Origin of the sequence: Curtobacterium sp. MCBA15_013, assembly GCF_001865095.1 — a bacterium.
Lineage (GTDB): Bacteria > Actinomycetota > Actinomycetes > Actinomycetales > Microbacteriaceae > Curtobacterium.
In genome coordinates, this window is sequence record NZ_MJGQ01000023.1 from 18075 (window position 1) to 41338 (window position 23264).

Sequence of the window (23264 nt, forward strand, 5' to 3'; positions counted from 1 at the left end):
CGCACCGCGCCTCCCGTCCCTGCGTCAGCGCGCTCAGGCGCTCAGCGTCGCGAAGGCGGACCGGTGCCAGACCAGCGGGCTGTGCGCGAAGTCCGACATGAGCCCGAGGACCCGGAGCACGACGATGTCGTGGTCACCCGCCGGGTAGGTGTGCTCGACGGCGCACTCGAGCCAGATCGGAGCGCCCTCGAGGAAGACCGACCCCGACTCGGACACCGACGTGTCGACACCGACGAACCGGACCGACTTGTCCTTCGACGCGAGCTGCCGGGTGACCTGCGCGTGCCCCTCGCCGAGGATCGAGACCCCGATGGTGCCTGCCGCACGCAGCACCGGCCACGTCGACGACGTGTGCTGCACCGCGAACATCACGAGCGGCGGGTCCTGCGACACCCCCACGGTGAAGGACGAGGCGACGAGCACGGTGGGCTCGTCGTCGACGACGGCGGCGAGCGCCGCGACCCCGCAGGGGAAGCCGGAGAACGCCTGACGGAGGGCACCGAGGTCGGGGGCCTCGGGCGAGTAGGGGCTGATCATGAGCGGGTTCCTTCCTGGAGGCTCGCGGTCGCGCCGAGGACGACGTCGCGCCACCGGGCGAGCCAGACCTCGGTCGATGCGGGCTCGGAGTACTGCTTGTCGTTGAGGTACAGGGCCGGAGCCGGGACGGTCGCACCGAGCTCGACGAGCACGGGCTTGAGGAAGACCTCGGGGGCGAGGGCGTGCGCGGGGCCGGCGCCGAGCATGAGCGGCACGGCGACGACACCGGCGAGGCCGTCCCCGGTGGCGAACTGGTCGAGGAAGAGCTTCAGGACGCCGGTGTAGGTGGCCTTGAACGTGGGCGAGGCGACCACGACGAGGTCGGACGCGGCGACGGTGCGCACCGCGTCCGACACCGCGTCGTCGCCCCAGCCGAGCAGGCCCGGGCCGAGGTCGATCACGTCGACGACGTGGTCGGGTGCCCGACCGGTGAGGCGTTCGAGCACGACCGTGGCCGCGTCGAGCGTCCGCGATGCCGGCTTGGGGTTGCCGGCGACGACGGTGGTGATCATCGATCTGCTCCTGCGGTCGGGGACGGTGTGCGACTGCAGTCCATCCGCCGTTCGTTTCGCCTCCGTGGCGCGCCCGTATCGGGTGGGTTACGCCAGGGGGCGCCGGATGCCACGGCGGGGAATGCCCTGGTCAGCGGGTGCCGCTCCGGGCGGGTCCATCGCATTCCGCCAGCGGGGTCCGCTCGGCCGACCGCCGACTTGTGAGAGACGCGTTACCGGAAGTCGGCGCGATTGCTTCCGGGGTGTTTCGCCCGGGCGGCGCCGCCGCACGGACACGCGGATCCGCACCGCTCCGGGGTGGGGCGGCGGGATCGCCCGCCCCGGAACGGCGCGGCACGGCGGCTCGTCGACGCCGTGGCGCCGGTGGCCTAACACCGGCGAAACAAACGCCTAACAGGACCGTTACCGCCGGGCACCCGCTGGCGGCCCGCAGCCCGTTACATTCGCATCAGCCCCACCGGAGCGGCCCCGTCATCCCCGACGCATCGCCCCCGGCGGAGCGCTCTCCCACACCCCGAAGTGACCGACGCCCCTCGTCGTCACGCCCACCCCGCGCCGCGGGGTGTTCGGCGTACCCGCAGCACCGGCAGCCGCACCCGTCACCCGTCCCCGCACCACGTCCTGGAGGTCCTCGACCGATGTCGTCCCCCGCACCCACCCGAACGCGGCTCGCACGTCCCGCGCTCCTGGCCGCCGCACTCAGCGGTGTGCTGCTCCTGTCCGCCTGCTCCGCCACCTCGACGGCCTCGAGCGGCTCGTCCGACGACTCCGCCGGGGTCGAGCACGCCACCAGCCAGATCACGGCGGCGAGCGTCGACCCGGAGTTCACCTTCGAGGGCAAGCCGTTCGACATGTCGAAGATCGCGGGCAAGACGATCTTCAACATCCCGAACTCGTCCGCCGTGCCGTTCATCGTGTCCGTCGACGAGGCGGGGCAGCAGCTCGCCGAGCAGTACGGCGCGAAGTGGATCGAGTACACGAACCAGGGCACGCCGACCGAGCAGTCCGCCGGCATCGACCAGGCGATCAGCCGGAAGGCCGACATCATCGTCCTCGCGCAGGGCGTCAACGGCGAGCTCATCGTCCCGGCGCTCAAGCGTGCGAAGGCCGCCGGCATCCCGGTGCTCATCAGCCACACGTACCAGACGGGTGAGGCGCTCCCCGACCAGCTGCAGGACCTCGTCGCCGCCCAGGTGACCGCGCCCTTCCACGAGGCCGCGAAGCTCAACGCCGACTGGGCCATCAAGGAGACGAAGGGCGCGGGTGACGTGCTCATCATCACCTCGTCCGAGGTCCCGCCGTCGGACGGCATCGTCAAGGCCATGCAGGAGGAGTTCGACGAGTACTGCTCGGGCTGCAAGGTGAAGGTGACGAACGTGCCGGTCGCCGACTGGGCGACGAAGATCTCGTCGACCGTCCAGTCCGCGATCCAGTCCGACCCGAACCTCGACTACGTCCTGCCCGTGTACGACTCCATGGCCCTCTTCGTCGAGGCCGGGGTGACGGCGGCCGGCAAGACCGGCCAGGTCTTCACGTCCTCGTACAACGGGACGCCCGCGGTGATGAAGATCCTGCAGGAGGGCAACGTCATGACGATGGACATCGGCGAGAACATGGAGTGGCTCGCCTACGCCACGCTCGACCAGGCCGGTCGCGTCCTGACCGACACCCCGATCATCGAGGACGGCGACGAGCAGACCCCGCTCAAGGTGTTCACGAAGGACAACGTCGACGAGGCCGGAACCCCGCCCGCGCCGAGCAAGGGCTACGGCGACGCGTACAAGACCGGGTACGAGGAGATCTGGGGTCCGGCGAAGTGAGCGCCACCCGGGAGGCACGGCGCAGCCCCGCAGCGTCCACTGCGGTCGTCGAGACCGGTGCGACCACCGCGCCGGTCCTGCGGATCAGCGGGCTCACCAAGCGGTTCGGCGGACTGACCGCGCTCGACGACGTCGAACTCGAGGTCCGTCCGGGCCAGGTGCACGCGCTGCTCGGCGAGAACGGTTCCGGCAAGTCGACCCTCATCAAGATCCTGTCCGGCACCTACGCGCCGGACCCGGGAGCGACGATCGAGGTCCGCGGCTCCCGGCTCCCGCTGCCGGTGCCTCCCGGGTACTTCCGCCGCGTCGGCATCAGCTTCGTCCACCAGGACCTGGCCCTCGTGCCGTCGCTCGGGGTGACCGAGAACCTCCGGCTCGCCACCGTCGTCGCCGGCCGCGGTCCGTTCGTCCGCTGGGGCGCCGAGCACCGGGCGGCCGCGGAGCTCTTCGCCCGCTACGGCGTGGACATCGACCCGCGGGCCCGGATCGAGGAACTGACCGACACGCAGAAGGCGCTCGTCGCGATCCTGCGGGCCGTCGCCGAACTGGGTGACGACCGGGCGCTCATCGTCCTCGACGAACCGACCGTGTTCCTGCCGAAGGAGGACGCGGACCTGCTCTTCCGCGTCGTCAAGGACCTCGTGTCCGACGGCCGCACGTCGGCCCTCCTCGTGTCGCACGACATGTCCGAGGTCCTCGAGCACGCCGACCGCGTCACGGTCCTCCGGGCCGGTCGGGTCCAGGCGCACCGGGACACCGCGACCACGACCGCGGACGAGCTCGTCTCGCTCATCGTCGGACGCGGGCTCGACGGCGCGGCCGCACGCAGTGCCCGCCCCGCCACCACGGGCGACGCGGTCGTGACGGTCCGGGACCTCCGGGCCGGTGTCGTCGACGGGCTCTCGTTCGACGTCGCGGACGGCGAGGTCGTCGGCATCACCGGGCTCGCCGGCTCGGGCGTCGAGGACGTGCTGCCAGGCCTGTACGGCGCCCGGGCAGCGACCGGGACCCTCACGGTCCGGGACGCCACGGTCGACCTCGGCGCCACCAGCCCGGCGACCTCGATCGCCCGCGGGGTCGTCTACGTCCCCGCCGACCGCAAGCGCGAGGGCGGTGCCCTGACCCTGTCCGTCGAGCAGAACGTGACCCTGCCCGTCCTCGGGAAGCTCCGCGGACTGCTCGGGCTGTCGCCGGCACGGGAGCGGTCGCACGTCGAGGGCCTCGTCCGCGACTGGGACGTCCGTCCCGCCGACCCCTCCGCGCTCTTCGGCACGCTCTCCGGCGGCAACCAGCAGAAGGCCGTCCTCGCGAAGTGGATGCAGGACGACCCGCGGCTCGTGCTGCTCCAGGAGCCGACGCAGGGCATCGACGTCGGCGCTCGTGCGGCGATCTTCTCGATGCTCCGCCGGACCGCCGACCAGGGCGTCTCGATCGTCTGCGCCTCGACCGACTACGACCAGCTCGCCCAGATGTGCGACCGGGTCGTGGTCCTCGCCCACGGCCGCGTCCACGACGTGCTCACCGGCGACCGGATCGACCGCGACGTCATCGCGGCGGCCGTCGTCGCCAGCCTCGTCGACCCCGCTCCCTCCTCCCCCGACTCCTCCCCCGTCAAGGAGACCGCCTGATGTCCACCACCGCCGAACCCGCCCTCGAGACGTCGATCGTCCGCCCCACCCGCCCGCGCTTCTCGTGGGGGCACACCGAGCGCTACGCCCTGCTCGGCGCCTGGCTCGTCATCGTGATCGCGTTCAGCATCGCGCTCCCCGACACCTACCCGACCCTCGGGAACCTGCAGAACATCCTCGGGTCCCAGTCGGTGCTGCTCATCCTGGCGCTCGGCTTCCTGTTCCCCCTGACCGCGGGTGAGTTCGACCTGTCCGGCGCCTCGACGATGTCGCTCTCCGCCATGACGATCGCCGTCCTCAACGCCAAGATGGACATCCCGCTGCTGCCGGCGATCCTGGTCGGCCTGGCGATCGGCGTGGTCGTCGGCCTGGTGAACGGCCTGCTCACGGTCGCGTTCCGGATCGACTCGTTCATCGTGACGCTCGGCACCTCGACGTTCATGATCGGGATCATCCAGTGGATGAGCGCGTCCTCGTCGGTGACCGGCATCGACCCGGCGCTCGTCCAGGCGACCGTCGGGTGGCGCGGGCTCGCCGGGCTGCCCCTGGCGTTCGTCTACGGCCTGATCGCCACCGTGGTCGTCCTCGTCGTCCTCAGTGCCACGCCGGTCGGTCGACGGCTGCTGTTCGTGGGCACCGGTCGCACCGTCGCCGAGCTCTCCGGCCTGAACGTCCGCCGGCTCCGCGTCGGCGCGTTCGTCGGCGCCGGCCTCACCGCCGCGGTGGCCGGGGTCGTCTACGCCGGCACGCTCGGCGGGGCGGACCCCTCGAGCGGGCAGTCGTTCCTACTCCCCGCGTTCGCCGCCTGCTACCTCGGGGCCACCGCGATCATCCCCGGGCGCTTCAACGCCATCGGCACCTTCATCGCCGTCTACTTCCTGTTCTCCGGCGTCGTCGGGCTCCAGATGCTCGGCGCCGACAACTTCGTCCAGCAGCTCTTCTACGGCGGTGCGCTCATCGTCGCCGTCGCGGTCTCCCAGACGATCCGACGGCACTCCGTCGCGAGCGCCGCCAAGGCCGCCGCCAAGCAGTCCTGACCCTCCTCCACACACAGAAAGCGAGTCCCCCATGGACATCGGAGTCTTCATCCCGATCGGCAGCAACGGCTGGCTCATCTCCACCACCTCGCCGCAGTACAAGCCCTCGTTCGACCTCAACCTCGAGATCGTGCAGAAGGCCGAGTCGTACGGCTTCGACTTCGCCCTGTCGATGATCAAGCTGCGCGGCTTCGGCGGCCCGAGCGGGTTCTGGGACGAGAACCTCGAGTCCTTCACCCTGATGGCCGGCCTCGCTGCCCGGACGGAGCGCATCCGCCTGTTCGCCACCACGGCCGTCCTCACGATCCCGCCGGCGATCGCCGCACGCATGGCCGCCACGGTCGACTCGATCTCGCACGGCCGCTTCGGGCTGAACCTCGTCGCCGGGTGGCAGAAGGCGGAGTACGACCAGATGGGGCTCTGGCCGGGCGACGAGGTGCACTTCAAGCGTCGGTACGCCTACCAGACCGAGTACATGCAGGTCATGAAGGAGCTGTGGGAGGACGGCGTCAGCAACTTCCAGGGCGAGTACTTCCAGATGGACGACTGCCGGATGCTGCCGAAGCCGACGTCGCACATCCCGATCGTCTCGGCCGGGCAGTCCTCGCAGGGCATGGCGTTCGCGGCGGAGTACTCGGACTACAACTTCTCGATGGGCGTCGGCGTGAACACCCCGACCGCGTACGCCGAGCAGAACGAGGCGCTCCTCGCCGCGCGGGAGAAGACCGGGCGCGACGTCGGGTCCTACGTGCTGTTCATGGTCATCGCCGACGAGACCGACGAGGCCGCGCAGGAGAAGTGGCAGCGCTACAGCGACGGCGTGGACGTCGAGGCCATCGCCTGGATGACCGGGCAGGCGCTCACCGACACGAACGGCGAGGACGGCAACACGGCGAAGCGGATCTCGCTGCCGGAGGGTGCCGTGAACATGAACATGGGCACGCTCGTCGGCTCCTACGAGCACGTCGCGGCGATGCTCGACGAGGCCGCCGACGTCGCGGGCACCAAGGGCATCATGCTCGTGTTCGACGACTTCCTGCAGGGCATGGACGACTTCGGCACCCGCATCCAGCCGCTCATGCGCACCCGCGAGGGCGTCGTGTCGTCGGCGCCCGCCGTCACCCCGAGCGCGGTCACCGCATGACGGCCGGCAGCACGGCGCCGACCCTCGAGGTCGCGGTCGTCCAGGCCGGGCAGATCCCCGCCGACGGCGACGCCGCGCTCGACGGCCTCATCGCGCTGTTCGAGCAGGCCGCCGAGGGCGCCGACCTCGTCGTCTTCCCCGAGCTCACCACGACGCCCTACTTCTGCGGCGTCCGGAACGACAGCCGCAAGGCCTGGGCGCAGCCCGTGCCCGGTCCGGCGACGGCACGGTTCGCCGAGGCCGCGCGACGACTCGGCACGGCGGTCGTCTTCGGCCTCTACGAAGACGCCGGCGACGCGCAGTACAACAGCGCGGTGCTCATCGACGCCGACGGCACACTCGTCCACGGCACCGACGTGCACGGCGACCGCGTGCCGGCGTACCGGAAGACGTCGATCCCGACGAACGCGATCTCCGACGTCGACGAGAAGCACTACTTCGCGCCGGGCTCGGGGCCGGTCGTGTTCGACGCGCTCGGCACCCGCTTCGGCATGCTCATCTGCTACGACCGGAGCTTCCCCGAGTACTGGCTCGCGTCACGGGCCGCGGGTGCCGAGGTGATGCTCGTACTCGTCTCCTCGATGGGGTTCCGCGAGACGCTCTTCACGCAGGAGCTGCAGGTCCGCGCCCTCGAGACGCAGACCTGGGTCGTCGCCCCGAACCGCGGCGGCGAGGAGACCGTGGACGGCAAGACCGTGAGCTACTTCGGCCGCTCGTCGGTCGTGTCGCCCCGCGGCGAGCTCGTGGTCTCCGCCCCGGCGCACGAGGCCGGCCCGATCGTCCGGGCGACGCTCGACGTCGCCGAGGTGGCCGCGGCACGCGACGACTTCCCGCTCGGCCGGGACCGGCAGCCCGGGGTGTTCCGCTACCTCGCGGACGCCCACGCCGCGGCGGTGCCGGCGTGACGGACGTGTTCGCCGTCGTGCGCGGGACGATCGCGCCCCAGCTCGAGCAGGCGCTGCACGACAGCCGCGCGAACCCGCTCCCGGCCGCCCCGTCGTCCCTGCCGGCGGAGCCGAGCCACAGCCACGCGCTGTTCGCCCGGCTCCTCGCGGCGACGGTCGACGCGGCACCGGCCCCCGCGGCACCGGCGGTCGCCCTCACTCCGGGGGCGGACTCCACGGCCGCGACGGCGTCCGACCCCGCAGCGGCGAGCGTCACCGAGCTCCTCGCGGCCTATCGCGACGGCTCCACCACCCCCACAGCCGTCGTCGAAGCCCTCGCCCCGCACTGGACGAGCGACGACGTGTGGTCCGACGCCGTCCTCCGCCTGGTCGACGGCGCCGAGCAGGCAGCGGCCGAGTCGACCCGGCGCTGGGCCGCGGGCGAGGCCCGTGCGCTCGAGGGCGTGCCGTTCGCGGTGAAGGACATCATCGACGTCACGGGGACCGTCGTCACGAGCGGCTCGCTGCAGACCGGGGACCGCGTGGCCCCCGCCGACGCCACCGTGGTCGCACGGCTCCGTGCTGCCGGGGCGATCCCGGTGTTCACGGCCGCGACGACCGAGTTCGCCTGCGGCGGCCCGCACAATGCCCGGTACGGCGCCGTGCGGAACCCGTGGGACCCCGAGCGCTGGACGGGCGGGTCGTCGACCGGCTCCGGTTCCGCCCTCGCCGCACGCATCGTCCCGCTCGCGCTCGGGTCGGACACCGGCGGATCGATCCGGGTGCCGTCGGCGCTGTGCGGGACGACCGGCATCAAGCCGACGTACGGCCTCGTCCCGCGCACGGGCGTCGCGAGCCTGTCGTGGACGCTCGACCACGTCGGACCGATGGCCCGCACCGCCGAGGACCTCGCGCTCGTGCTCGCCGTGATCGCCGGTGGCGACGGGCAGGACCCCACGACGCACACCGCGGTCCCGCTCGTCGAGGCGGCACCGGGACGGATCGCGGGGATGCGCATCGGCGTGCCCCGGGTCTGGTTCACCGAGCGGGTGGACCGTGCGGTGCTCGACGCGCACGCGGCCGCGGTGGACCGGTTCGCGGCACTCGGGGCCCAGATCGTGCCGATCGAGTTCGACGACCTCGAGGCGATCGACGCCGAGTGCTGGACCGTCTTCTACGGCGAACTCGCGGCCAACCAGGAGGCCAACGCCGCCACCGCCGACCTGTTCGACGCCGGCACCCGTGCGCGGTTCGACGTCGCGTTCACGCCGACGGCCGCGGACTACCTCCGGTCCCTCCGACGCCGTCCGCTCGTGCAGGCCGCGATGGTCGCACGGATGGACGAGGCCGGGGTCGACCTCGTCCTCACGCCGGGGATCGGTGCCACGGCGCCCCGACTCGACGACCTCACGATGACGGTCGACGGCGTGCCGTACAACCTGCACGACGTGATCCCCCGGAACACCCGGGTCTTCGACTACGTCGGCTTCCCGGCGCTCATGATGCCCGCCGGGACCGCGCCGGACGGTCTGCCGGTCGGCGTGCAGCTCGTCGCACGCCCGTGGGACGACCGACTCGTCCTGTCCGCCGCCGCCGCGTTCCAGGAGGTCACCGACCACCACCACCGGGTGCCGCCGGCATCCGCCACGAGAGGGTCGACCGATCAGTAACCGCACCACGGACGAGGACGGCGCCCGCCGACGCGCGTGGCAGGTGCTCTGCGCGTCGAGCCTGAGCGTCGTCCTCGTCTTCATCTCCTCGAGCGCCCTGCTCGTCGCGCTCCCCGACGTCAGCCGTGACCTCGACGCCACCGCCCTGCAGTCCAGCTGGGTCCTGCTCAGCTACATGCTCACCACGACGACGCTCATCCTCGTCTTCGGCCGGATCGCGGACCTCGTCGGGCGTCGCCGTCTGTACATCGCCGGCATCCTCGTCTTCCTCCTCGCCTCGCTCGCGTGTGGTGCAGCACCGGACGCCGCCGTCCTGCTCGCCGCCCGACTCGTGCAGGGCGTCGGTGCCGCGGCCATCGTCACGAACACCACGGCGCTCCTCACCGACGTGTTCCCGGAGTCGATCCTGTCGCTCGGCCTCGGGCTGAACGCCACCGTCGCCGCCGTCGGACAGGTCATCGGCCCGGTCGTCGGCGGCCTCGTCGCGGAGTCGTTCGGCTGGCGGTGGATCTTCCTCGCCGGGGTCCCGATCTCGCTCGCGGGGCTCGTCTGGTCGCTGCGACTCATCCCCCGCACCGCCCGACCACGCTCCGGCGAACGCCTCGACGTCCCGGGCTCGGTGCTCTCCGTGGCCGCGGTCGGGCTGCTGGTCGGTGCCGTGTCGGTCGGCGGTTCCGCGGGCTGGGCCGCCGTCCCGGTGGTCGCGATGGCCTCCGGCGCGGTGCTGCTCGGAGCGGTGTTCGTGTGGACCCAGCGCCGGGTCCCGCACCCGCTCGTCGACCCGGCGATCTTCCGCGACCGGGCGACCATCACGCTCTTCTCGGCCGCCGGCCTCTGCGCACTGTCGAGCTACGCCCTCGTGCTCCTGGCGTCCCTGTCGTTCCAGGCCGTCTCGGGCAAGGACGCCGTCGAGGCCGCGCTCTGGGTGCTCCCCACCCCGATCGGCACGACCGTGGCCGCGGCGAGCGCCGGGGTCCTCGCCCGCCGGGTGCCCGCGCGCACGCTCTCCACCATCGGCATGCTGCTCATCGCGGTCGGGGCAGCGGTCCTCGCGGGGTCGCTCGCCGACGACGGTGCCTACGCCGTGACGGCCGTCGGACTCGGTGCCGTCGGGGTCGGCACCGGGGTGTTCATGACGCCGAGCACCTCGGCCCTGATGACCCGCGTCCCGGAGCACCGCCGGGGCATCGCGAACGCCATCCGGTCAGCGCTGCAGAACGCGGGCTTCCTGTTCTCCACGGCGCTCGGTCTGGCGATCGCCACGAGCGGGCTCTCCGCCGCGCAGCAGGCCGCGGCGTACGACGGCAGCCTGCTCGGCCTGCCGGCGACCGACGTCCAGGCCTTCGTCGACGGCGTGCGCACCGCCGCGCTCACGTTCGCCGGGTGCGCGGTCGTCGGCGCGCTCATCGTCGCGTTCGGTCCGTTCGGCCCCCCGGACCGCCAGGCACCGCTCCGACCGGACACGTCCGGCCCGGTGCCCGAGCCGGGGACGAGCGCATGACCGCCACGACGGGCACCGACCGCACGCAGGGGCCGACCGCCGGCCGACGTGCCGGGGTCGCGCCGCGCCTCCAGGCCCCCACCAGCCAGCCCCACGACGGAAGCAGGACCGCATGACCGACGACCACGACGACTACGTCTCGGCCGGCTACACCGGTGCGCTCGAACCGGGCCGACGGGCGGCGCTCGTCGTCGTCGACCCGGTGAACGCCTACGTCGACCCGGCGTGCGGGCTGTACGCCGGCGTCGAGGAACCCGTCGAGCGGATGCGCGAGCTCACGGCCGCGGCCCGGGTGGCCGGTGTGCACGTCGCCGTCACGACGATGGCGCTGTCGGCCGACGGCTCCAACGCGGGGGTGTTCTTCCGGAAGGTGCCGGCCCTCGCGGCGTACCTGCCCGGCACGTCCACCGGCGCGTTCATCGAGGGGCTCGCGCCGGTCGACGGGGACACCCTCGTGCCGAAGCAGTACCCGAGCGCGTTCTTCGGGACCTCGCTGGCCGCCGACCTCGTCGCACGAGGGGTCGACACGCTCTTCATCGCCGGACTCTCGACGAGCGGGTGCGTCCGGGCCACCGCGACGGACGCCATGCAGCACGGCTTCGTGCCGATCGTCGTGCGCGAGGCCGTCGGCGACCGGCTGCCGAGCGTGCACGAGGCGAACCTGTTCGACATCCAGGCGAAGATCGGCGAGGTGTGGGGCATCGACCGGGTGCTCGCGCTCTGGAGCGCCGCGTGAGCACCGAGGCCCCGGTCCGCGGACGGCCCCGGAACGCCGCGGTCGACGAGGCCGTGTACACGGCGTGCATCGCGATCCTCGCCGAGGGCGACCCCCGTGCGTTCACCATCCGGGCGGTCGCCGACGCCGCCGGGGTGGGGGCGGCGACGATCTACCGGCGCTGGTCCAGCCGCGACGTGCTCCTCACCGAGACCGTCATCCGCCTGATGGAGGAGTCGATCCCGACGATCCTCGACGCCCCGATCGACGAGGGCGTCCTCGGGCTCACCCGCGGCTGGGTGCACGCGCTCGTCGCGACCCCGGTCGGCCGGGCGCTGCCGCTCATCGTGGAGCTCGCCTCGCACGAGCCCCGGGTGGCCGAGGCGGTCGCCGCGTGGCACCTCGACCGACGGGTCCGGGTGAACGCGATGCTCCAGCGGGCGATGGACGCCGGCGACCTGCGGCCCGACGTCGACCTCGGGATCGCCGTCGACCTGCTCGGCGGTCCGACCTTCTACCGCCGGGTGTTCGTGTCCATCGACATCCAGGCACCCGACTACCCGGTGCGCCTCGCCCGGGAGTTCCTCCGGTGGGCCGGGTGGACCGGCGACACCACGACCGTGGGGGTGGTCTCGTGACCGACGTCGCACCGGACGACCGACTGGACGGCACCGCGGGACGTCGTCCGGTCCCGCCGTGGACGGACATGGCCATCGGCGACGTCACGCCCGGGCACTGGATCGGCTTCAACCGACGCTCGGACGCAGCCCGGCAGGTGTCCGACCTCATCCGCGCGGACATCGTCGCCGGTCGGTTCACCGGACCGCTGCCGTACGAGTGGGAGCTCCTCGACCTGTACGGGACGACGCGGAACGTCCTGCGTGCCGCGCTGACGCTCCTCAAGGAACAGCGGCTGCTCACCCGGGCACCGCGGTCGGGCACGTTCGGCGTGCGTCCGGTGGCCTCGGTGAGCCTCGCCCGGACCACCGAGGAGGTCACGATCTACGGCGAGAACACCGGCGGCAGCGTGTTCGACTCCCCGCGGCTGAGCATCGTGCACCTGTGCGTCCAGCTCGTGCCCGCGCCCGAGACCGTCCGGCGGAACCTCGAGATGGACGGCAGCGCCGCGTACTTCGTCGAGAGCCTCATCTCGTTCGACGGGGAGCCGAGCCGGGTGCGGACGAGCTGGGTGCCGCAGGAGCGGTTCCCGGACCTCGTGTCGGAGCCGCTCACCGAGTACGTGCCGGACGTGCTCGTACGGCGGGTCGGGCAGCGGCCGGTCGCTCGTCGACTGCTGCTCAGCACGGTGAACGCCGACCAGTGGAGCGCGGACCTGCTCGACATCGATCCGGGTCAGGCGATCTTCCACATCGAGCGGCTGATGTGCCTGGCCGACGGGACCCCGGTGGAGTACGGGTTCTCGCGGTACCGGGGCGACCGGGCGGTGATCGACTCCCGCATCGTGTGAGCCTCGACGCCGTCAGAGGAGCCCGAACACCGCCTGCGCGCCGAGGCTCGTCCCCGCCACGAGCACCCACAGCGCGATCCCGAGCAGCATCGGTCGGAACCCCGCCCGCCGGAGCGCGCCGAAGTCCGTCGAGACCCCGATCGCGGCGAGCGCCACCGTGATGAGGAACGTCGCGGCGGTGGAGAACCCCGGGGCCGCTGCGGCCGGCAGGACCCCGAGGGTGCGGAGGAGCACGACCACGAGGAACCCGATCAGGAACCACGGGACCAACCGGAACACGCGGAACCCGCGGACGCCCCCGGCGCGGCCCGTGTCCACGCCGGACGCGACCTGCGCGCGGGAGGTGCGCCGTGCCTCCAGGCCGGCCAGCCCCACGACGATCGGGATGATCATGAGCGTCCGGACCAGCTTCACGACCACCGCCGTGTCGGTCGCCTGCCGACCGTAGACGGTTGCCGTGGCGACCACCGACGAGGTGTCGTTCACCGCGGTGCCGGCGAAGACGCCGAACGCGTGCTGCGAGAGCCCCAGCGCGTGGCCGACCAGGGGGAAGACGAAGACGGCGGCGATGTTGCACAGGAAGATCGTCGACATCGCGTAGGCGACGTCCGCGCTGACCGCGCCGATCACGGGCGTGACGGCCGCGATCGCCGAGGCGCCGCAGATCCCCGTCCCGACGCCGATGAGCGTGCGGAGGGCACTCGAGACCCGGAGGAGCCGACCGAGCCCCCACGCTGCGACGAGGCACACGACGATGGTCGTCAGCATCACGGGCAGCGTCTCGCCGCCGATGCGGAGCACCTCGGCGATCGAGAGCTGGGCGCCGAGCAGGACGACGGCGAACTGCAGGACCCGGCTCGAGGCGAACTTCACGCCGGGCTGCAGCAGACCGAGATCGCCGCCCGAGCCCGCACCGGTGCCCTCGTGGTGTCGTCGTCGGCGGACGAGCCACCCGACCAGGGCGCCGAGCACGACCGCGGGGACCGGGCCGCCGACGACCGGGACCTCGCGGCCGACGACGGTGGCGGCGAGCCCGATCACGAGGGCGAGCGCGACGCCCGGCCAGGCGGTGCGGAGGAACGGCATGGCGTCCAGCATGACAGGCCCACGGCGGACGGCAGCCGGCGTGCGGCGTCGCGGCTCAGCCGGCTGGCGGACGGCAGCCGGCGTGCGGCGTCGCGGCTCAGCCGGCCGGCGGCACCTGCCCCGTCATCACCACGCGCCCGGCAGCGTCGTCCCACCGGAACGTCGCGTCCGTCCGACCGCTCGCGTCCGCCGTCGACTCGTCCGGCTTCGCGTAGCGGTAGGCGACCGCGATCGTCGACGGGTCGGTCCGGCTGATGTCCGGGACGAAGCCGTACTGCTCCTTCGTGGCCGTGCCGAGGTACCGGCCGTCGTGGAAGAGCAGGATCGCGACGGGCGAGCTGCCGGTCGCGAGGTCCAGGCTCACCGTGACCCAGGACAGCGGGGCGCACGCCTCGTACCCGGACGTGTCGGCCCGTGCGGCGTCCCACTTCGCGTCCTCGAGCCCGGCCGGCAGCGGCAGGTCGGCGATCGGCTGGGCGGCGGCCTCGGCACCGGTCGACGGGCCGCACGTCGGCGTGGGGGTCGGAGTCGACGTCGGGGTCGGGCTCTCGGCGACCGCTGTCGGCGTGGCGGTCACGGTGCGGGTGGCGGTGGCGGTGGCGGTGGGGCCGGCGGTCGTCCCGCCGCTGCACCCGGTCAGGGCAACGGCCAGGACGGCGGCGAACAGGATCCCCCCGGTGGTGTTCACGGTGCGCATCCGGACAGGTTCCTCCTCGCCCTGCACAGAGTTCTCGGCGTATTCTGGGTTTCGGAAGCAACGACGATTCCGGCCATGCCCCGTCGTGTTGCGTTCCCCGACCTCGACGGGCCCCGACCCGACCAAGAGCCCTCGTGTCTGAACACCTCATCGAGTACGTCGCCCGTGACCGAACGGGCATCACCGCCGTCGTGACGACCACCAGCGTCATCGACGTCGACACCGTGATCAAGCACATCCACGCCGGTCACGCCGGGTACTACGTCGCGGCCGACTCGTGGAAGCGCACGCCGGTGCGGAGCCTGTCGTTCCTCGGCGGCGCGTACCTGTTCGCGAACTGGGACGGCTCGAAGCGGAACATGCTGCACGATCTCGCGCTCCGCGCTCCGACCCGGTCCATCGAGACGAAGCCGGTGGCGCGGCGTCCGCGGTTCTCGCGGGTGCTCGACGCGATCCTCGGCCGGCGGCGGTCCCACCGGCACTGACCGCACCGACCGACGTCCGAGCAGGATGGGGCCGTGCAGGACGTGACGGACGGGTGGGTGCGACGGCTCCGTGACGGGACCGCGCCGCGGCAGTGGCCGATCCACCTGGCTGGGGCGATCCTGGTGTTGGGTGCACCGGCACTCATCGTCGCGGAGTTCGGCTCGCCGGCCTTCGTCGAGCAGATGGAGCGCAGCAGTCGCGTCGGCAGCATCGTCCTGGTCGAGCTGTTCCTGATCGTCGTCGGCATCGTGATGTCGGTCGGCACCTGGTGGAGCGGACGTCGCGACCGACGGACACTCGCCCGCATCCGCGCGGGCGGTCGCGAACCCGCGTTCTTCCTGCCGGTGCTGACGAAGGGTATCCGGACCTCCGAGGACCTCCCGCGTCCCCGTCCCGAGGTGTGGACGCTCGATCGTGCCGGCATGCACGGATGGACGCCGGACCGGGAGGCGCCGGTGATCGATCTGCCCTGGTCACGGATCCGGACGATCGACCTCGCGACGAAGGACGCACGCGGCTCCCGCGTCGACTACGCGCTCTGGTTCGACCTCGTCGGTGGAGGCGAGCTGGTGCTGCCGCCGCGGACGGCCCTCGGCCGCCCGTTCGAGGTGGGTCCCGGCGGTCTGGAGACGCTCCTGCCGGTGCTGCGGTCGCTGCGGCGCGAGCTGGTGGGCTGACGGACGGGAGGCACGGTGCGGGCCCGCCCCGCGCCTCCCGTCCGCCGCCGGTGCGCGAGATCAGTCGTCGTCGCGGCGACGCGACCGTGTCCGCCGGAACCGCTTGCCGGTTTCCTCGTCGACCGCGATGCTGCCCGTCGGCAGGTTCGAGAAGTCGGGCGCGATGACGGTCGGCTCCGGGACGCCACCCGGGCCGTCGAGGACGAGGATGTTGCTCGTGCTCGTGAGCGTCCGCCCCCGGAAGAAGTCCGGGGACCGCACCCACCAGACGACCATCAGCACGACACCGATGAGGATCGCGCCGACACCCACCACGGCGACCGCTCCGATGCCGAGGATCGTGACATCCTTCCCGTCGTCGCCCTGCAGCCAGTCGGGTTGGGCGAACTGCACGAGTCCGTAGACGAACGTCACCGCGAGCGTCAGGCCGCCGAGCAACGGGACGAGCCCCCGCATGACGAAGTTCCGTGCGGTGTTGAAGAGCGTCCGTCGGTAGACCCAGACGCACGCGAAGCCGGTCAGCCCGTAGTAGAACGCGATCATCAGGCCGACGGAACCGATCAGGGCGGTGAGCAGGTTCGTCGAGATGACGGTGAACAGCACGTAGAAGCCGATCGACGCGATGCCCATCCCGATGGTCGACCAGGTCGGCGTGAGGAAGCGCCGGTGGATCCGGGCGAAGTGCGACGGCAGGGCCTTGTAGACCGCCATCGAGAGCGAGGTGCGGGCGGTCGGCATGATCGTCGTCTGCGTCGAGGCGGACGCCGAGGTGAGGATCGAGAACGACAGCAGGGCCATCGCCGCGTGCCCGAGGAACGAGTTGCCGAAGAGCGCCGGGCCGATCGCCGAGAACACGTCGTCCGCGTTGCCCTGCGCCCCGAGGCCGATGCCCTTCGTCCCGACGCCGGCGAAGGCGATCGCCGCGATCGACACGAGGGCGTAGATGACGAGGAGCAGGACCGTGCTGATGACGGCTGCGCGACCGGGGGTCTTCTCGGGGTCCTTCGTCTCCTCGTTGAGCGAGACGGCGGTGTCCCAGCCCCAGTAGATGAAGATCGCCGTGAGCATGGCGGGGGCGATGACCGACCCGAAGTCCATGCCGCTCGGCCACAGCCACGACAGCGAGGGTGTGATCGAGCCCTCGACGCCGTTGCCGGTACCGACCCGTACGAGCGCGACGGCAGCGAACATCACCAGCACGAGCACCTCGATGCCGAGCAGGACGTACTGCAGCCGGGCCGACACCTCGACGCCGACGTAGCAGATGAAGGTCATCACGGCGATCCAGGCCACCCCGGCGACGGTCGACCAGAGCGTGCTGTTCCCGAGGGCGCTGATCGCCGGGTCGTTCGTGAGGACGCCGACGAACGAGTACCCGTACGAGCCGGCGATCTGGGCGAGGTTCGCCATCACGATGACGTCCGCGGCGATGATCCCCCACCCGCCGAGCCACCCCGTCACGGAACCGAATGCCCGGGTCGCCCAGGTGAACGTCGTGCCGCAGTCGGGGTCCTCGCGGTTGAGCTCCTGGTAGGCCACGGCGATCATCCACATCGGGATGAACGCGAGCAGCATGATCGCCGGGGCCTTCACCCCGGCGAGGAGCGCTCCCCCACTGGCCACGACCAACCCGAGGCTCGCGGCCAGGCTGTAGGCGGGCGCGGTGGACGAGATGCCCATGACGACGCTGCCGACCAGGCCGATGGCGCCCGGTCGCAGTCCCTTCTCCGTGCCGACGGTCTCGGTCGACACCGTCACGACCCGTTCGTCTCGCATGACCACCACGCTCTCTCGATGGCGAGCGACGGAAACCGTCGCCGTCGCTCCACGACTCTGTGGATACGAGCACTGAAACTAGACCTCAGCAACGATTTCCGCACCTGGCTGTGTCAATCTTGATCCAGTCCCGAGAGGAGCACCAGCATGGAGGACGCCGACGTCGTCGTGATCGGTGCGGGCGTGGCGGGGCTCGCAGCCGCACGGGTGCTCGCCGGGGCCGGGCGCCGGGTCGTCGTGCTCGAGGCCCGGGACCGGATCGGCGGTCGGGTCCACACCGACCGGACCGACGGGCACGTGACCGACCTCGGCGCCTCGTGGATCCACGGCGTCGAGGACAACGCCGTGGCCGACGCCGTCGCCGCGTTCGGCATCCGCACGGTCGAGTTCACCGTCGGCGGGTACCAGGTCGACAGCCGGCCGATCGCGTACCACGGGCCCGACGGTCGTCGGCTCGAGGCCGGTGCAGCCGCCCGGTTCGCCGACGACGTACGCACGGTCGACCGCGCCCTGGCCGACGAGGTCGAGCGATCGGCGCCGCTCGACAGCTACCGAGACGTGGTCGCCCGGGCCGTCGCGGCGCAGGGCTGGGACGCCGAGCGGGCGGAACGGGTCAGCGAGCACCTCGAGCACCGGAGCGAGGAGCAGTACGGGGTCGCGAGCGACGAGCTCGCCGCGCACGGGCTCGACGACGACACGATCGCGGGCGACGAGGTGGTGTTCCCGGACGGCTACGACGCCCTGCCCGCACACCTCGCCGCGGGACTCGACGTCCGGCTCGGGCACGTCGTCGAGCGCATCGACCACGGGGACGGCGGGGTGGTGGTCACGAGCAGCCGCGGCCCGTTCCACGCCGAGGCCGTCGTCGTCACGGTGCCCGTCGGGGTGCTGCAGGCCGACGACCTCGTGATCGAGCCACCGCTGCCCGCACGGCACCGGCAGGCACTCGGACGGCTGCGGATGAACGCCTTCGAGAAGGTCGTCCTCCGGTTCCCGGAACGGTTCTGGGACGCCGACGTCTACGCGGTCCGGCAGCTCGGTCCGGCCGGACGGTGGTGGCACTCCTGGTACGACCTGACGCGGCTCGACGGGGTGCCGACGCTGCTCACCTTCGCGGCCGGTCCTGCAGCGCGGGCGATCCGGGGCTGGAGCGAGGAGCGGGTCGCGGACTCGGTGCTCGAGCAGCTCCGGCGACTGTACGGCGACGCCGTGGGGACGCCGACGTCGGTGCTGGTGACGGCGTGGCAGGACGACCCGTTCGCCCGGGGCTCGTACGCGCACATGCTGCCGGGGTCGACGACGAGCGACCACGACGACCTCGCGGTGCCGATCGCGGGGCGCGTGCACCTGGCGGGCGAGGCGACGTGGACCGACGACCCGGCGACGGTGGCCGGCGCGCTGTACTCGGGGCACCGTGCGGCGGTCGCGGTGCTCGGCCACGAGGTGCCGATCGACCGGGTCTGGACGGGCACACCCGCCGGGTGACCTGTGCGAGGATCGTCGAACACGCCGGCACGAGGGGTCCGGCACGAGGGGGAGAGCATGCTCGCGAGCGATGTGGCGAACGCGAAGTTCGCACCGACGAAGTGGCGCGAAGGGTACGACCAGCGCGAGGTCGACGACTTCCTCGACCGGGTCCGGGCGACCCTGGCCGGGTACGAGGCCGGACGTCCGGTCGACCCGCTGACGCCCGAGGACGTCACCCTGGCGCGCTTCCAGCCGACCAAGTTCCGCGAGGGCTACCGCCAGGACGAGGTCGACGACTTCCTCGACCGCGTGGTGGTCGCGCTGCGGCAGCACACCACCCGCCGCTGACCGGACCCGTCAGGCGCTGACCGGCCCCGTCAGGCGCTGACCGCGCCCGCGGCCTCCCCGATCCGCAGCCCGGTCGCCACGAGCCGCGCGACCGCCGGCGTCTCCCGCCCGACCGGCCACCCGAGCACCGTCGTCGCGAGGGGCGCGTCGAGCACCGGCACCGCGGCGTGCTCGGGCCACTGCCAGGCCCGGCTCGAGCGCGGGATCACGAGCAGCGTCCGACCGAGCGCGACGAGCTGCGCCAGCTGCGACTGCGAGTGCACCTCCGGCCCCGGTCCCGGCGGGTAGGTCCAGTCGGCGAGGGGCCACCGCGCCATCGGCAGGTCGGGGACCGACGACACCTCGGCCATCGTGAGGGACCGGCGGTCGGCGAGCGGGTGGGACGCGGGGACGATCGCGACCTGCGGCTCGGAGTACAGGTCGACCGACTCGATCCCGGCGAAGTCGTCGAACGGCCGGTGCATGACCGCCACGTCCGCCGTGCCGTCGAGGAGGAGTCCCGCCTGCTCACCGATCTCGCAGAGCACCACGTCGACCGGGACGTCCTCGGGAGCGGCGTCGAGCAGGGCCTGCAGGAACTCGTGCGACGACCCGGCCTTCGTCGCGAGGACGAGCCGCTGCTGCGGTGCCCCCGCACGTCGGGTCCGCCGGACGGCAGCGCGCACGGCGTCGAGGGCGACCGGGGCTTCGCGGAGGAGCGCCGATCCCGCGTCGGTCAGGGTCACGCCACGACGGTCACGGTCGAAGAGCCGGACGCCGATCCGCTCCTCGAGCTGCCGGATCGCCCGCGACAACGGCGGCTGCGCCATCCCGAGCCGGAGCGCCGCGCGGCCGAAGTGGAGTTCCTCGGCGACGGCGACGAAGTACCGGAGCTCGCGCGTCTCGACATCGTCCACGACCGGCAGCCTACGCCGACCGATACCCGGCGAGTATCACCACCCACCCGATCGGTGTTGGACGCGGGAACCGCCCCGGACCGACGATCGAGCACATGGACGACAAGACGACCGCGCTGGTGACCGGCGCGAACAAGGGCATCGGGTACGCGATCGCCGAGCAGCTGGGTGCGACGGGGATGCGCGTGCTCGTCGGGGCACGGAGCGACACCGGCCGCGAGGAAGCAGTGGAACGACTGCGGGCGAGCGGGGTCGACGCCCACGGGGTCCGGCTCGACGTGACGAGTGACGAGAGCGTGGCGGACGCCGCAGCAGAGGTCGAGGAGCGCTTCGGCCGACTCGACGTCCTCGTGAACAACGCCGGGATCTCTGGACCGTTCGACCCGGTGACGTGGACGCAGGACCCGACGACGCTCGACCTCGACGTCGTCCGGCAGGTCGTCGACGTCAACGTCTACGGCGTCGTCCGCGTGACGAACGCGATGCTGCCGCTGCTGCGCCGCTCCCCCGCGCCGCGCATCGTGAACGCGTCGAGCAGCATGGGGTCCCTCGGCCGCCAGCCGGGTCCGGTGATGGCCGCGTACGCCCCGTCGAAGACGTTCCTCAACGGCATCACGACCCAGTACGCGAGGGCGTTCGCGGACACCCCGATCATCGTCAACGCTGCATGCCCGGGGCTCGTCGCGACGGACTTCAACGGCTTCAGCGGCGACCGCTCGGCCGCGCAGGGCGCGGCGACCGCGGTGCGGCTCGCGACGCTGCCGGACGACGGCCCGCGCGGTGGCTTCTTCGAGGACGCGGGCGTCGTTCCCTGGTGACCACGGACACGACGGGAGGCCCTGCGCACGTTCCGCACGAGGCGGACGTGAGCAGGGCCTCCCGTCTGGTGCCCCGGTCGTCAGACCGCGGCCGGCGCCGTCTCCAGCGTGGCAGCGAACGGGTCGAAGTCCTCCGGCAGGGACGCGATCGCCCCGACGGTGGACTCGACCTCGACGAACGACCGCCGCTCGATGGACTCCTCCACCGAGACCATCGCGTCGAGCACGTGGTAGCCGACCGCACCGGTCGCGATGTGCGAACCGCCGCCGCGGATGGCCCGCGCCATGTCGAGCACGCCGAGGCCCCGGCCGACCGTCGGCTCCTCGTCGAGGAGCGTCTCCCACTCCTGTTCGAACGGCCACGAGGCACCGGCGGGGATCGGTCGGGCGATCCGGATCGGGTGCCCGCCGCCGAAGGTGTTCGGGTCGGGCATGACGATCGTGCCCTCGGTGCCGTTGACCTCGAAGACGCCGTGCCGGAACAGCGGGGTGTCGAACGACAGCAGCGACTGCGCGTTGCCGCCCTGCTCGAACGACGACAGGACGGACACGTGGGTGGGCACCTCGACGGGGAACGACTGGCCCGCGTTCGGCCCGACGACGAGCTCCCGGGTCTCGCGGGACCGCGACCCGGTCGCGACGACGGAGTCGATCGGCCCGAGCAGGTGCACGAGCGCCGTGAAGTAGTACGGGCCGATGTCGAACAGCGGGCCGGCGCCCTTGGCGTAGAGGAACGACGCGTTCGGGTGGAACACGTCCGGCCCCTGCCACTGCATGCTCGTGACCGCGGTCAGCGGCGTGCCGATCGCACCGGCCTCGATCGCCCGCTTGGCGGTCTGCCACCCCGGGCCGAGCACGGTGTCGGGCGCGATGCCGAGCTTGAGCCCGAGCTCGTCGGCGAGGGCGACCAGGCCCGCCGCGGACTCGCGGTCGACCCCGATCGGCTTCTCGCTCCACACGTGCTTGCCCGCGCGGAGGGCGTCCGTGGACACCGCCACGTGCGTGGCCGGGAGCGTCAGGTTGATGACGATCTCGACGTCGGGGTCGGCGAGGACCGACGCACCGTCGCCGGAGGCCGCGACGCCCCACTTCGCCGCGGACGCCGCCGCCCGCTCCGTGTCGATGTCGCCGATCCGGACGACCTCGACGTCGGGGAAGGTCGTGAGGTTCGCCAGGTACTGCTCGCTGATCATGCCGGCGCCGATGAAGCCGATGCCGACCTTGCCCGTGCGGGTCATGCGGACACCGCCGATCCGCTCGGTGCGAGCTGCGCGGCGAGCCACTCGTACGACTGGGCGACCCCGTCGAAGACGTCCCCCGCGAAGCCGTCGAACTCGATCACGGCGTACTCGAGGGCCGTCGCGGCACGCAGCGCCTCGGCGAGCCGGACGTCGCCCTGGCCGGCCGGGGTCTGGTCGGTGGGGATCGTCGCGGTGGAGATGTCGTCGCGCATGGGGCCGTCCTTGACGTGCACGGCGACGATGCGGTCACCGAGCTCCTCGATGAACGGCACGAGGTCGATGCCCGCGGCGGAGGCCCAGTACAGGTCCAGCTCGAGCACCACGCCCGGGTCGAGCAGCGAGGCGAGCACCTGCAGTGCGGGCTGGCCGTCGATCTGCGGTCGGAGCTCGTGGTCGTGGTTGTGGTAGCCGACACGGAGGCCGTGCTCGGCTGCCTCGGCAGCGGCGGCGTTGAGTCGGGCCGCGACGCGCTCGACGCCCTCGCGGGTGGTCCAGTGGTCGGGGCCGACGAACGGGTCGATGACGATCTCGAGGCCGAGCTCCTTCGCCGCGGCGAAGGTGTCGGCGTGCGACGGCGCGGTCATCACGGTGCCGTCGGGCAGCGGGATGGTCTCCTCGACCAGGAAGGCGTGGCCGGTCTTCGCGGTGATGCCGTGGGCGTCGAACGCTTCCTTGAGCTGCGCTGCTCGGTCGACGAACGCGAACGCCTCGACGGTGTCGAAGCCGATGTCGGCGAGGCGGCGGACGCCGCCGTCGAGGTCGGGCTCCAGCGCGGCGTTCACCGTGTAGAGCTGCAGGGAGATGGCGGGTGCCATGGCTGGTCCTTTCAGGGAGGCTTGCGGTGTGTGCGGTGACC

22 protein-coding genes and 2 pseudogenes are annotated in these 23264 nt (G+C 72.2%); 16 read left to right on the plus strand and 8 right to left on the minus strand.

All coding sequences use genetic code 11. From position 1 onward, the window contains the following. Positions 1–33: 33 nt before the first annotated feature. Together BIV01_RS12140 and BIV01_RS12145 are read right to left on the minus strand one after the other, a co-directional pair. Positions 34–537 (minus strand): flavin reductase family protein, encoded by a 504-nt coding sequence (locus BIV01_RS12140; RefSeq protein WP_071303004.1) that lies wholly within the window; start codon positions 535–537, stop codon positions 34–36. Next, positions 534–1049, minus strand: coding sequence for an NADPH-dependent FMN reductase (locus tag BIV01_RS12145; protein ID WP_071303005.1), 516 nt, complete (start codon positions 1047–1049; stop codon positions 534–536). The genes BIV01_RS12140 and BIV01_RS12145 overlap by 4 nt, the downstream gene beginning before the upstream one ends. 638 nt (positions 1050–1687) lie before the next feature. On the opposite strand from BIV01_RS12145, the gene BIV01_RS12150 reads away from it, so the two are divergent. The 10 genes from BIV01_RS12150 to BIV01_RS12195 all read left to right on the plus strand — a co-directional run bounded on the left by BIV01_RS12150 (position 1688) and on the right by BIV01_RS12195 (position 12916). After that, entirely contained in the window at positions 1688–2869 is a 1182-nt protein-coding gene (locus tag BIV01_RS12150) for a sugar ABC transporter substrate-binding protein (protein WP_071303006.1), read from the plus strand. Beyond that, a complete protein-coding gene (locus BIV01_RS12155) occupies positions 2866–4497 on the plus strand; it encodes a sugar ABC transporter ATP-binding protein (protein ID WP_071303007.1) in 1632 nt (543 codons plus the stop codon). Before BIV01_RS12150 ends, BIV01_RS12155 begins: the two co-directional genes overlap by 4 nt. Next, positions 4497–5534: an ABC transporter permease gene (locus BIV01_RS12160; protein ID WP_071303008.1), complete on the plus strand. Its 1038-nt coding sequence runs from the start codon at positions 4497–4499 to the stop codon at positions 5532–5534. The genes BIV01_RS12155 and BIV01_RS12160 overlap by 1 nt, the downstream gene beginning before the upstream one ends. Positions 5535–5565: 31 nt before the next feature. Then, on the plus strand, positions 5566–6678 hold the full coding sequence (rutA, locus tag BIV01_RS12165) for a pyrimidine utilization protein A (protein WP_070418017.1): 1113 nt from the start codon (positions 5566–5568) through the stop codon (positions 6676–6678). Continuing rightward, positions 6675–7583 carry a carbon-nitrogen hydrolase family protein gene (locus BIV01_RS12170; RefSeq protein WP_071295726.1) on the plus strand — a complete coding sequence of 303 codons (909 nt, stop codon included), beginning with the start codon at positions 6675–6677 and terminating at the stop codon, positions 7581–7583. Before rutA ends, BIV01_RS12170 begins: the two co-directional genes overlap by 4 nt. Continuing rightward, on the plus strand, positions 7580–9232 hold the full coding sequence (locus BIV01_RS12175; RefSeq protein ID WP_071303009.1) for an amidase: 1653 nt from the start codon (positions 7580–7582) through the stop codon (positions 9230–9232). The genes BIV01_RS12170 and BIV01_RS12175 overlap by 4 nt, the downstream gene beginning before the upstream one ends. Positions 9233–9275: 43 nt before the next feature. Then, a complete protein-coding gene (locus BIV01_RS12180; RefSeq protein WP_071303010.1) occupies positions 9276–10733 on the plus strand; it encodes an MFS transporter in 1458 nt (485 codons plus the stop codon). Between the two features lie 112 nt (positions 10734–10845). Beyond that, on the plus strand, positions 10846–11469 hold the full coding sequence (locus BIV01_RS12185; RefSeq protein ID WP_071303011.1) for an isochorismatase family protein: 624 nt from the start codon (positions 10846–10848) through the stop codon (positions 11467–11469). Beyond that, positions 11466–12086, plus strand: coding sequence for a TetR/AcrR family transcriptional regulator (locus BIV01_RS12190; RefSeq protein ID WP_070418012.1), 621 nt, complete (start codon positions 11466–11468; stop codon positions 12084–12086). The genes BIV01_RS12185 and BIV01_RS12190 overlap by 4 nt, the downstream gene beginning before the upstream one ends. Then, on the plus strand, positions 12083–12916 hold the full coding sequence (locus BIV01_RS12195; RefSeq protein WP_070418011.1) for a GntR family transcriptional regulator: 834 nt from the start codon (positions 12083–12085) through the stop codon (positions 12914–12916). Before BIV01_RS12190 ends, BIV01_RS12195 begins: the two co-directional genes overlap by 4 nt. A 12-nt stretch (positions 12917–12928) precedes the next feature. On the opposite strand, the gene BIV01_RS12200 is transcribed toward BIV01_RS12195, so the two are convergent. Both BIV01_RS12200 and BIV01_RS12205 read right to left on the minus strand, forming a co-directional pair. Further along, positions 12929–14002 carry a YeiH family protein gene (locus BIV01_RS12200; protein ID WP_071303066.1) on the minus strand — a complete coding sequence of 358 codons (1074 nt, stop codon included), beginning with the start codon at positions 14000–14002 and terminating at the stop codon, positions 12929–12931. Between the two features lie 97 nt (positions 14003–14099). Then, a complete protein-coding gene (locus BIV01_RS12205) occupies positions 14100–14690 on the minus strand; it encodes an LppP/LprE family lipoprotein (RefSeq protein WP_139199332.1) in 591 nt (196 codons plus the stop codon). A 143-nt stretch (positions 14691–14833) separates the two neighbouring features. Here BIV01_RS12205 and BIV01_RS12210 point away from each other — a divergent pair, with 143 nt between their 5' ends. After that, positions 14834–15184: a hypothetical protein gene (locus BIV01_RS12210; protein ID WP_071295720.1), complete on the plus strand. Its 351-nt coding sequence runs from the start codon at positions 14834–14836 to the stop codon at positions 15182–15184. 33 nt (positions 15185–15217) lie between these two features. Then, the gene (locus BIV01_RS12215) at positions 15218–15862 is read left to right on the plus strand and encodes a hypothetical protein (protein ID WP_071303013.1); all 645 of its coding nucleotides are present in this window, start codon (positions 15218–15220) and stop codon (positions 15860–15862) included. Between the two features lie 60 nt (positions 15863–15922). Here the strand turns inward: BIV01_RS12215 and BIV01_RS12220 are convergent, their stop codons facing one another. Continuing rightward, the gene (locus BIV01_RS12220; RefSeq protein WP_083414014.1) at positions 15923–17638 is read right to left on the minus strand and encodes an APC family permease; all 1716 of its coding nucleotides are present in this window, start codon (positions 17636–17638) and stop codon (positions 15923–15925) included. A 147-nt stretch (positions 17639–17785) separates the two neighbouring features. On the opposite strand from BIV01_RS12220, the gene BIV01_RS12225 reads away from it, so the two are divergent. The 3 genes and pseudogenes from BIV01_RS12225 to BIV01_RS20110 form a co-directional block, all read left to right on the plus strand. Then, positions 17786–19123 carry a flavin monoamine oxidase family protein gene (locus BIV01_RS12225; protein ID WP_071303014.1) on the plus strand — a complete coding sequence of 446 codons (1338 nt, stop codon included), beginning with the start codon at positions 17786–17788 and terminating at the stop codon, positions 19121–19123. 57 nt (positions 19124–19180) lie between these two features. After that, positions 19181–19276: pseudogene (locus BIV01_RS20105) on the plus strand (DivIVA domain-containing protein); the annotation flags it as partial. A 45-nt stretch (positions 19277–19321) separates the two neighbouring features. Continuing rightward, a pseudogene (locus BIV01_RS20110) lies at positions 19322–19435 on the plus strand (DivIVA domain-containing protein); the annotation flags it as partial. A gap of 47 nt (positions 19436–19482) precedes the next feature. Here BIV01_RS20110 and BIV01_RS12235 read toward each other — a convergent pair. Next, positions 19483–20349: a LysR family transcriptional regulator gene (locus BIV01_RS12235; RefSeq protein ID WP_071303016.1), complete on the minus strand. Its 867-nt coding sequence runs from the start codon at positions 20347–20349 to the stop codon at positions 19483–19485. A 95-nt stretch (positions 20350–20444) separates the two neighbouring features. Between BIV01_RS12235 and BIV01_RS12240 the strand changes: the two genes are divergently transcribed. Then, positions 20445–21167 carry an SDR family oxidoreductase gene (locus BIV01_RS12240; RefSeq protein WP_071303017.1) on the plus strand — a complete coding sequence of 241 codons (723 nt, stop codon included), beginning with the start codon at positions 20445–20447 and terminating at the stop codon, positions 21165–21167. Positions 21168–21247: 80 nt separating this feature from the next. Here the strand turns inward: BIV01_RS12240 and BIV01_RS12245 are convergent, their stop codons facing one another. Continuing rightward, positions 21248–22405, minus strand: coding sequence for a Gfo/Idh/MocA family protein (locus BIV01_RS12245; RefSeq protein ID WP_071303068.1), 1158 nt, complete (start codon positions 22403–22405; stop codon positions 21248–21250). After that, positions 22402–23223, minus strand: a complete 822-nt coding sequence (locus BIV01_RS12250; protein WP_071303018.1) for a sugar phosphate isomerase/epimerase family protein — start codon at positions 23221–23223, stop codon at positions 22402–22404. The genes BIV01_RS12245 and BIV01_RS12250 overlap by 4 nt, the downstream gene beginning before the upstream one ends. Positions 23224–23264 lie beyond the last annotated feature (41 nt).

Bases quoted from the DNA above. Each gene is read 5' to 3' on its own strand.
- BIV01_RS12170 (WP_071295726.1), top strand. From the start codon at position 6,675: ATGACGGCCGGCAGCACGGCGCCGACCCTCGAGGTCGCGGTCGTCCAG.
- BIV01_RS12220 (WP_083414014.1), bottom strand. From the start codon at position 17,638: ATGCGAGACGAACGGGTCGTGACGGTGTCGACCGAGACCGTCGGCACG.
- BIV01_RS12200 (WP_071303066.1), bottom strand. From the start codon at position 14,002: ATGCCGTTCCTCCGCACCGCCTGGCCGGGCGTCGCGCTCGCCCTCGTG.
- BIV01_RS12250 (WP_071303018.1), bottom strand. From the start codon at position 23,223: ATGGCACCCGCCATCTCCCTGCAGCTCTACACGGTGAACGCCGCGCTG.
- BIV01_RS12245 (WP_071303068.1), bottom strand. From the start codon at position 22,405: ATGACCCGCACGGGCAAGGTCGGCATCGGCTTCATCGGCGCCGGCATG.
- rutA (WP_070418017.1), top strand. From the start codon at position 5,566: ATGGACATCGGAGTCTTCATCCCGATCGGCAGCAACGGCTGGCTCATC.
- BIV01_RS12240 (WP_071303017.1), top strand. From the start codon at position 20,445: ATGGACGACAAGACGACCGCGCTGGTGACCGGCGCGAACAAGGGCATC.
- BIV01_RS12145 (WP_071303005.1), bottom strand. From the start codon at position 1,049: ATGATCACCACCGTCGTCGCCGGCAACCCCAAGCCGGCATCGCGGACG.
- BIV01_RS12140 (WP_071303004.1), bottom strand. From the start codon at position 537: ATGATCAGCCCCTACTCGCCCGAGGCCCCCGACCTCGGTGCCCTCCGT.
- BIV01_RS12160 (WP_071303008.1), top strand. From the start codon at position 4,497: ATGTCCACCACCGCCGAACCCGCCCTCGAGACGTCGATCGTCCGCCCC.
- BIV01_RS12150 (WP_071303006.1), top strand. From the start codon at position 1,688: ATGTCGTCCCCCGCACCCACCCGAACGCGGCTCGCACGTCCCGCGCTC.
- BIV01_RS12225 (WP_071303014.1), top strand. From the start codon at position 17,786: ATGGAGGACGCCGACGTCGTCGTGATCGGTGCGGGCGTGGCGGGGCTC.
- BIV01_RS12185 (WP_071303011.1), top strand. From the start codon at position 10,846: ATGACCGACGACCACGACGACTACGTCTCGGCCGGCTACACCGGTGCG.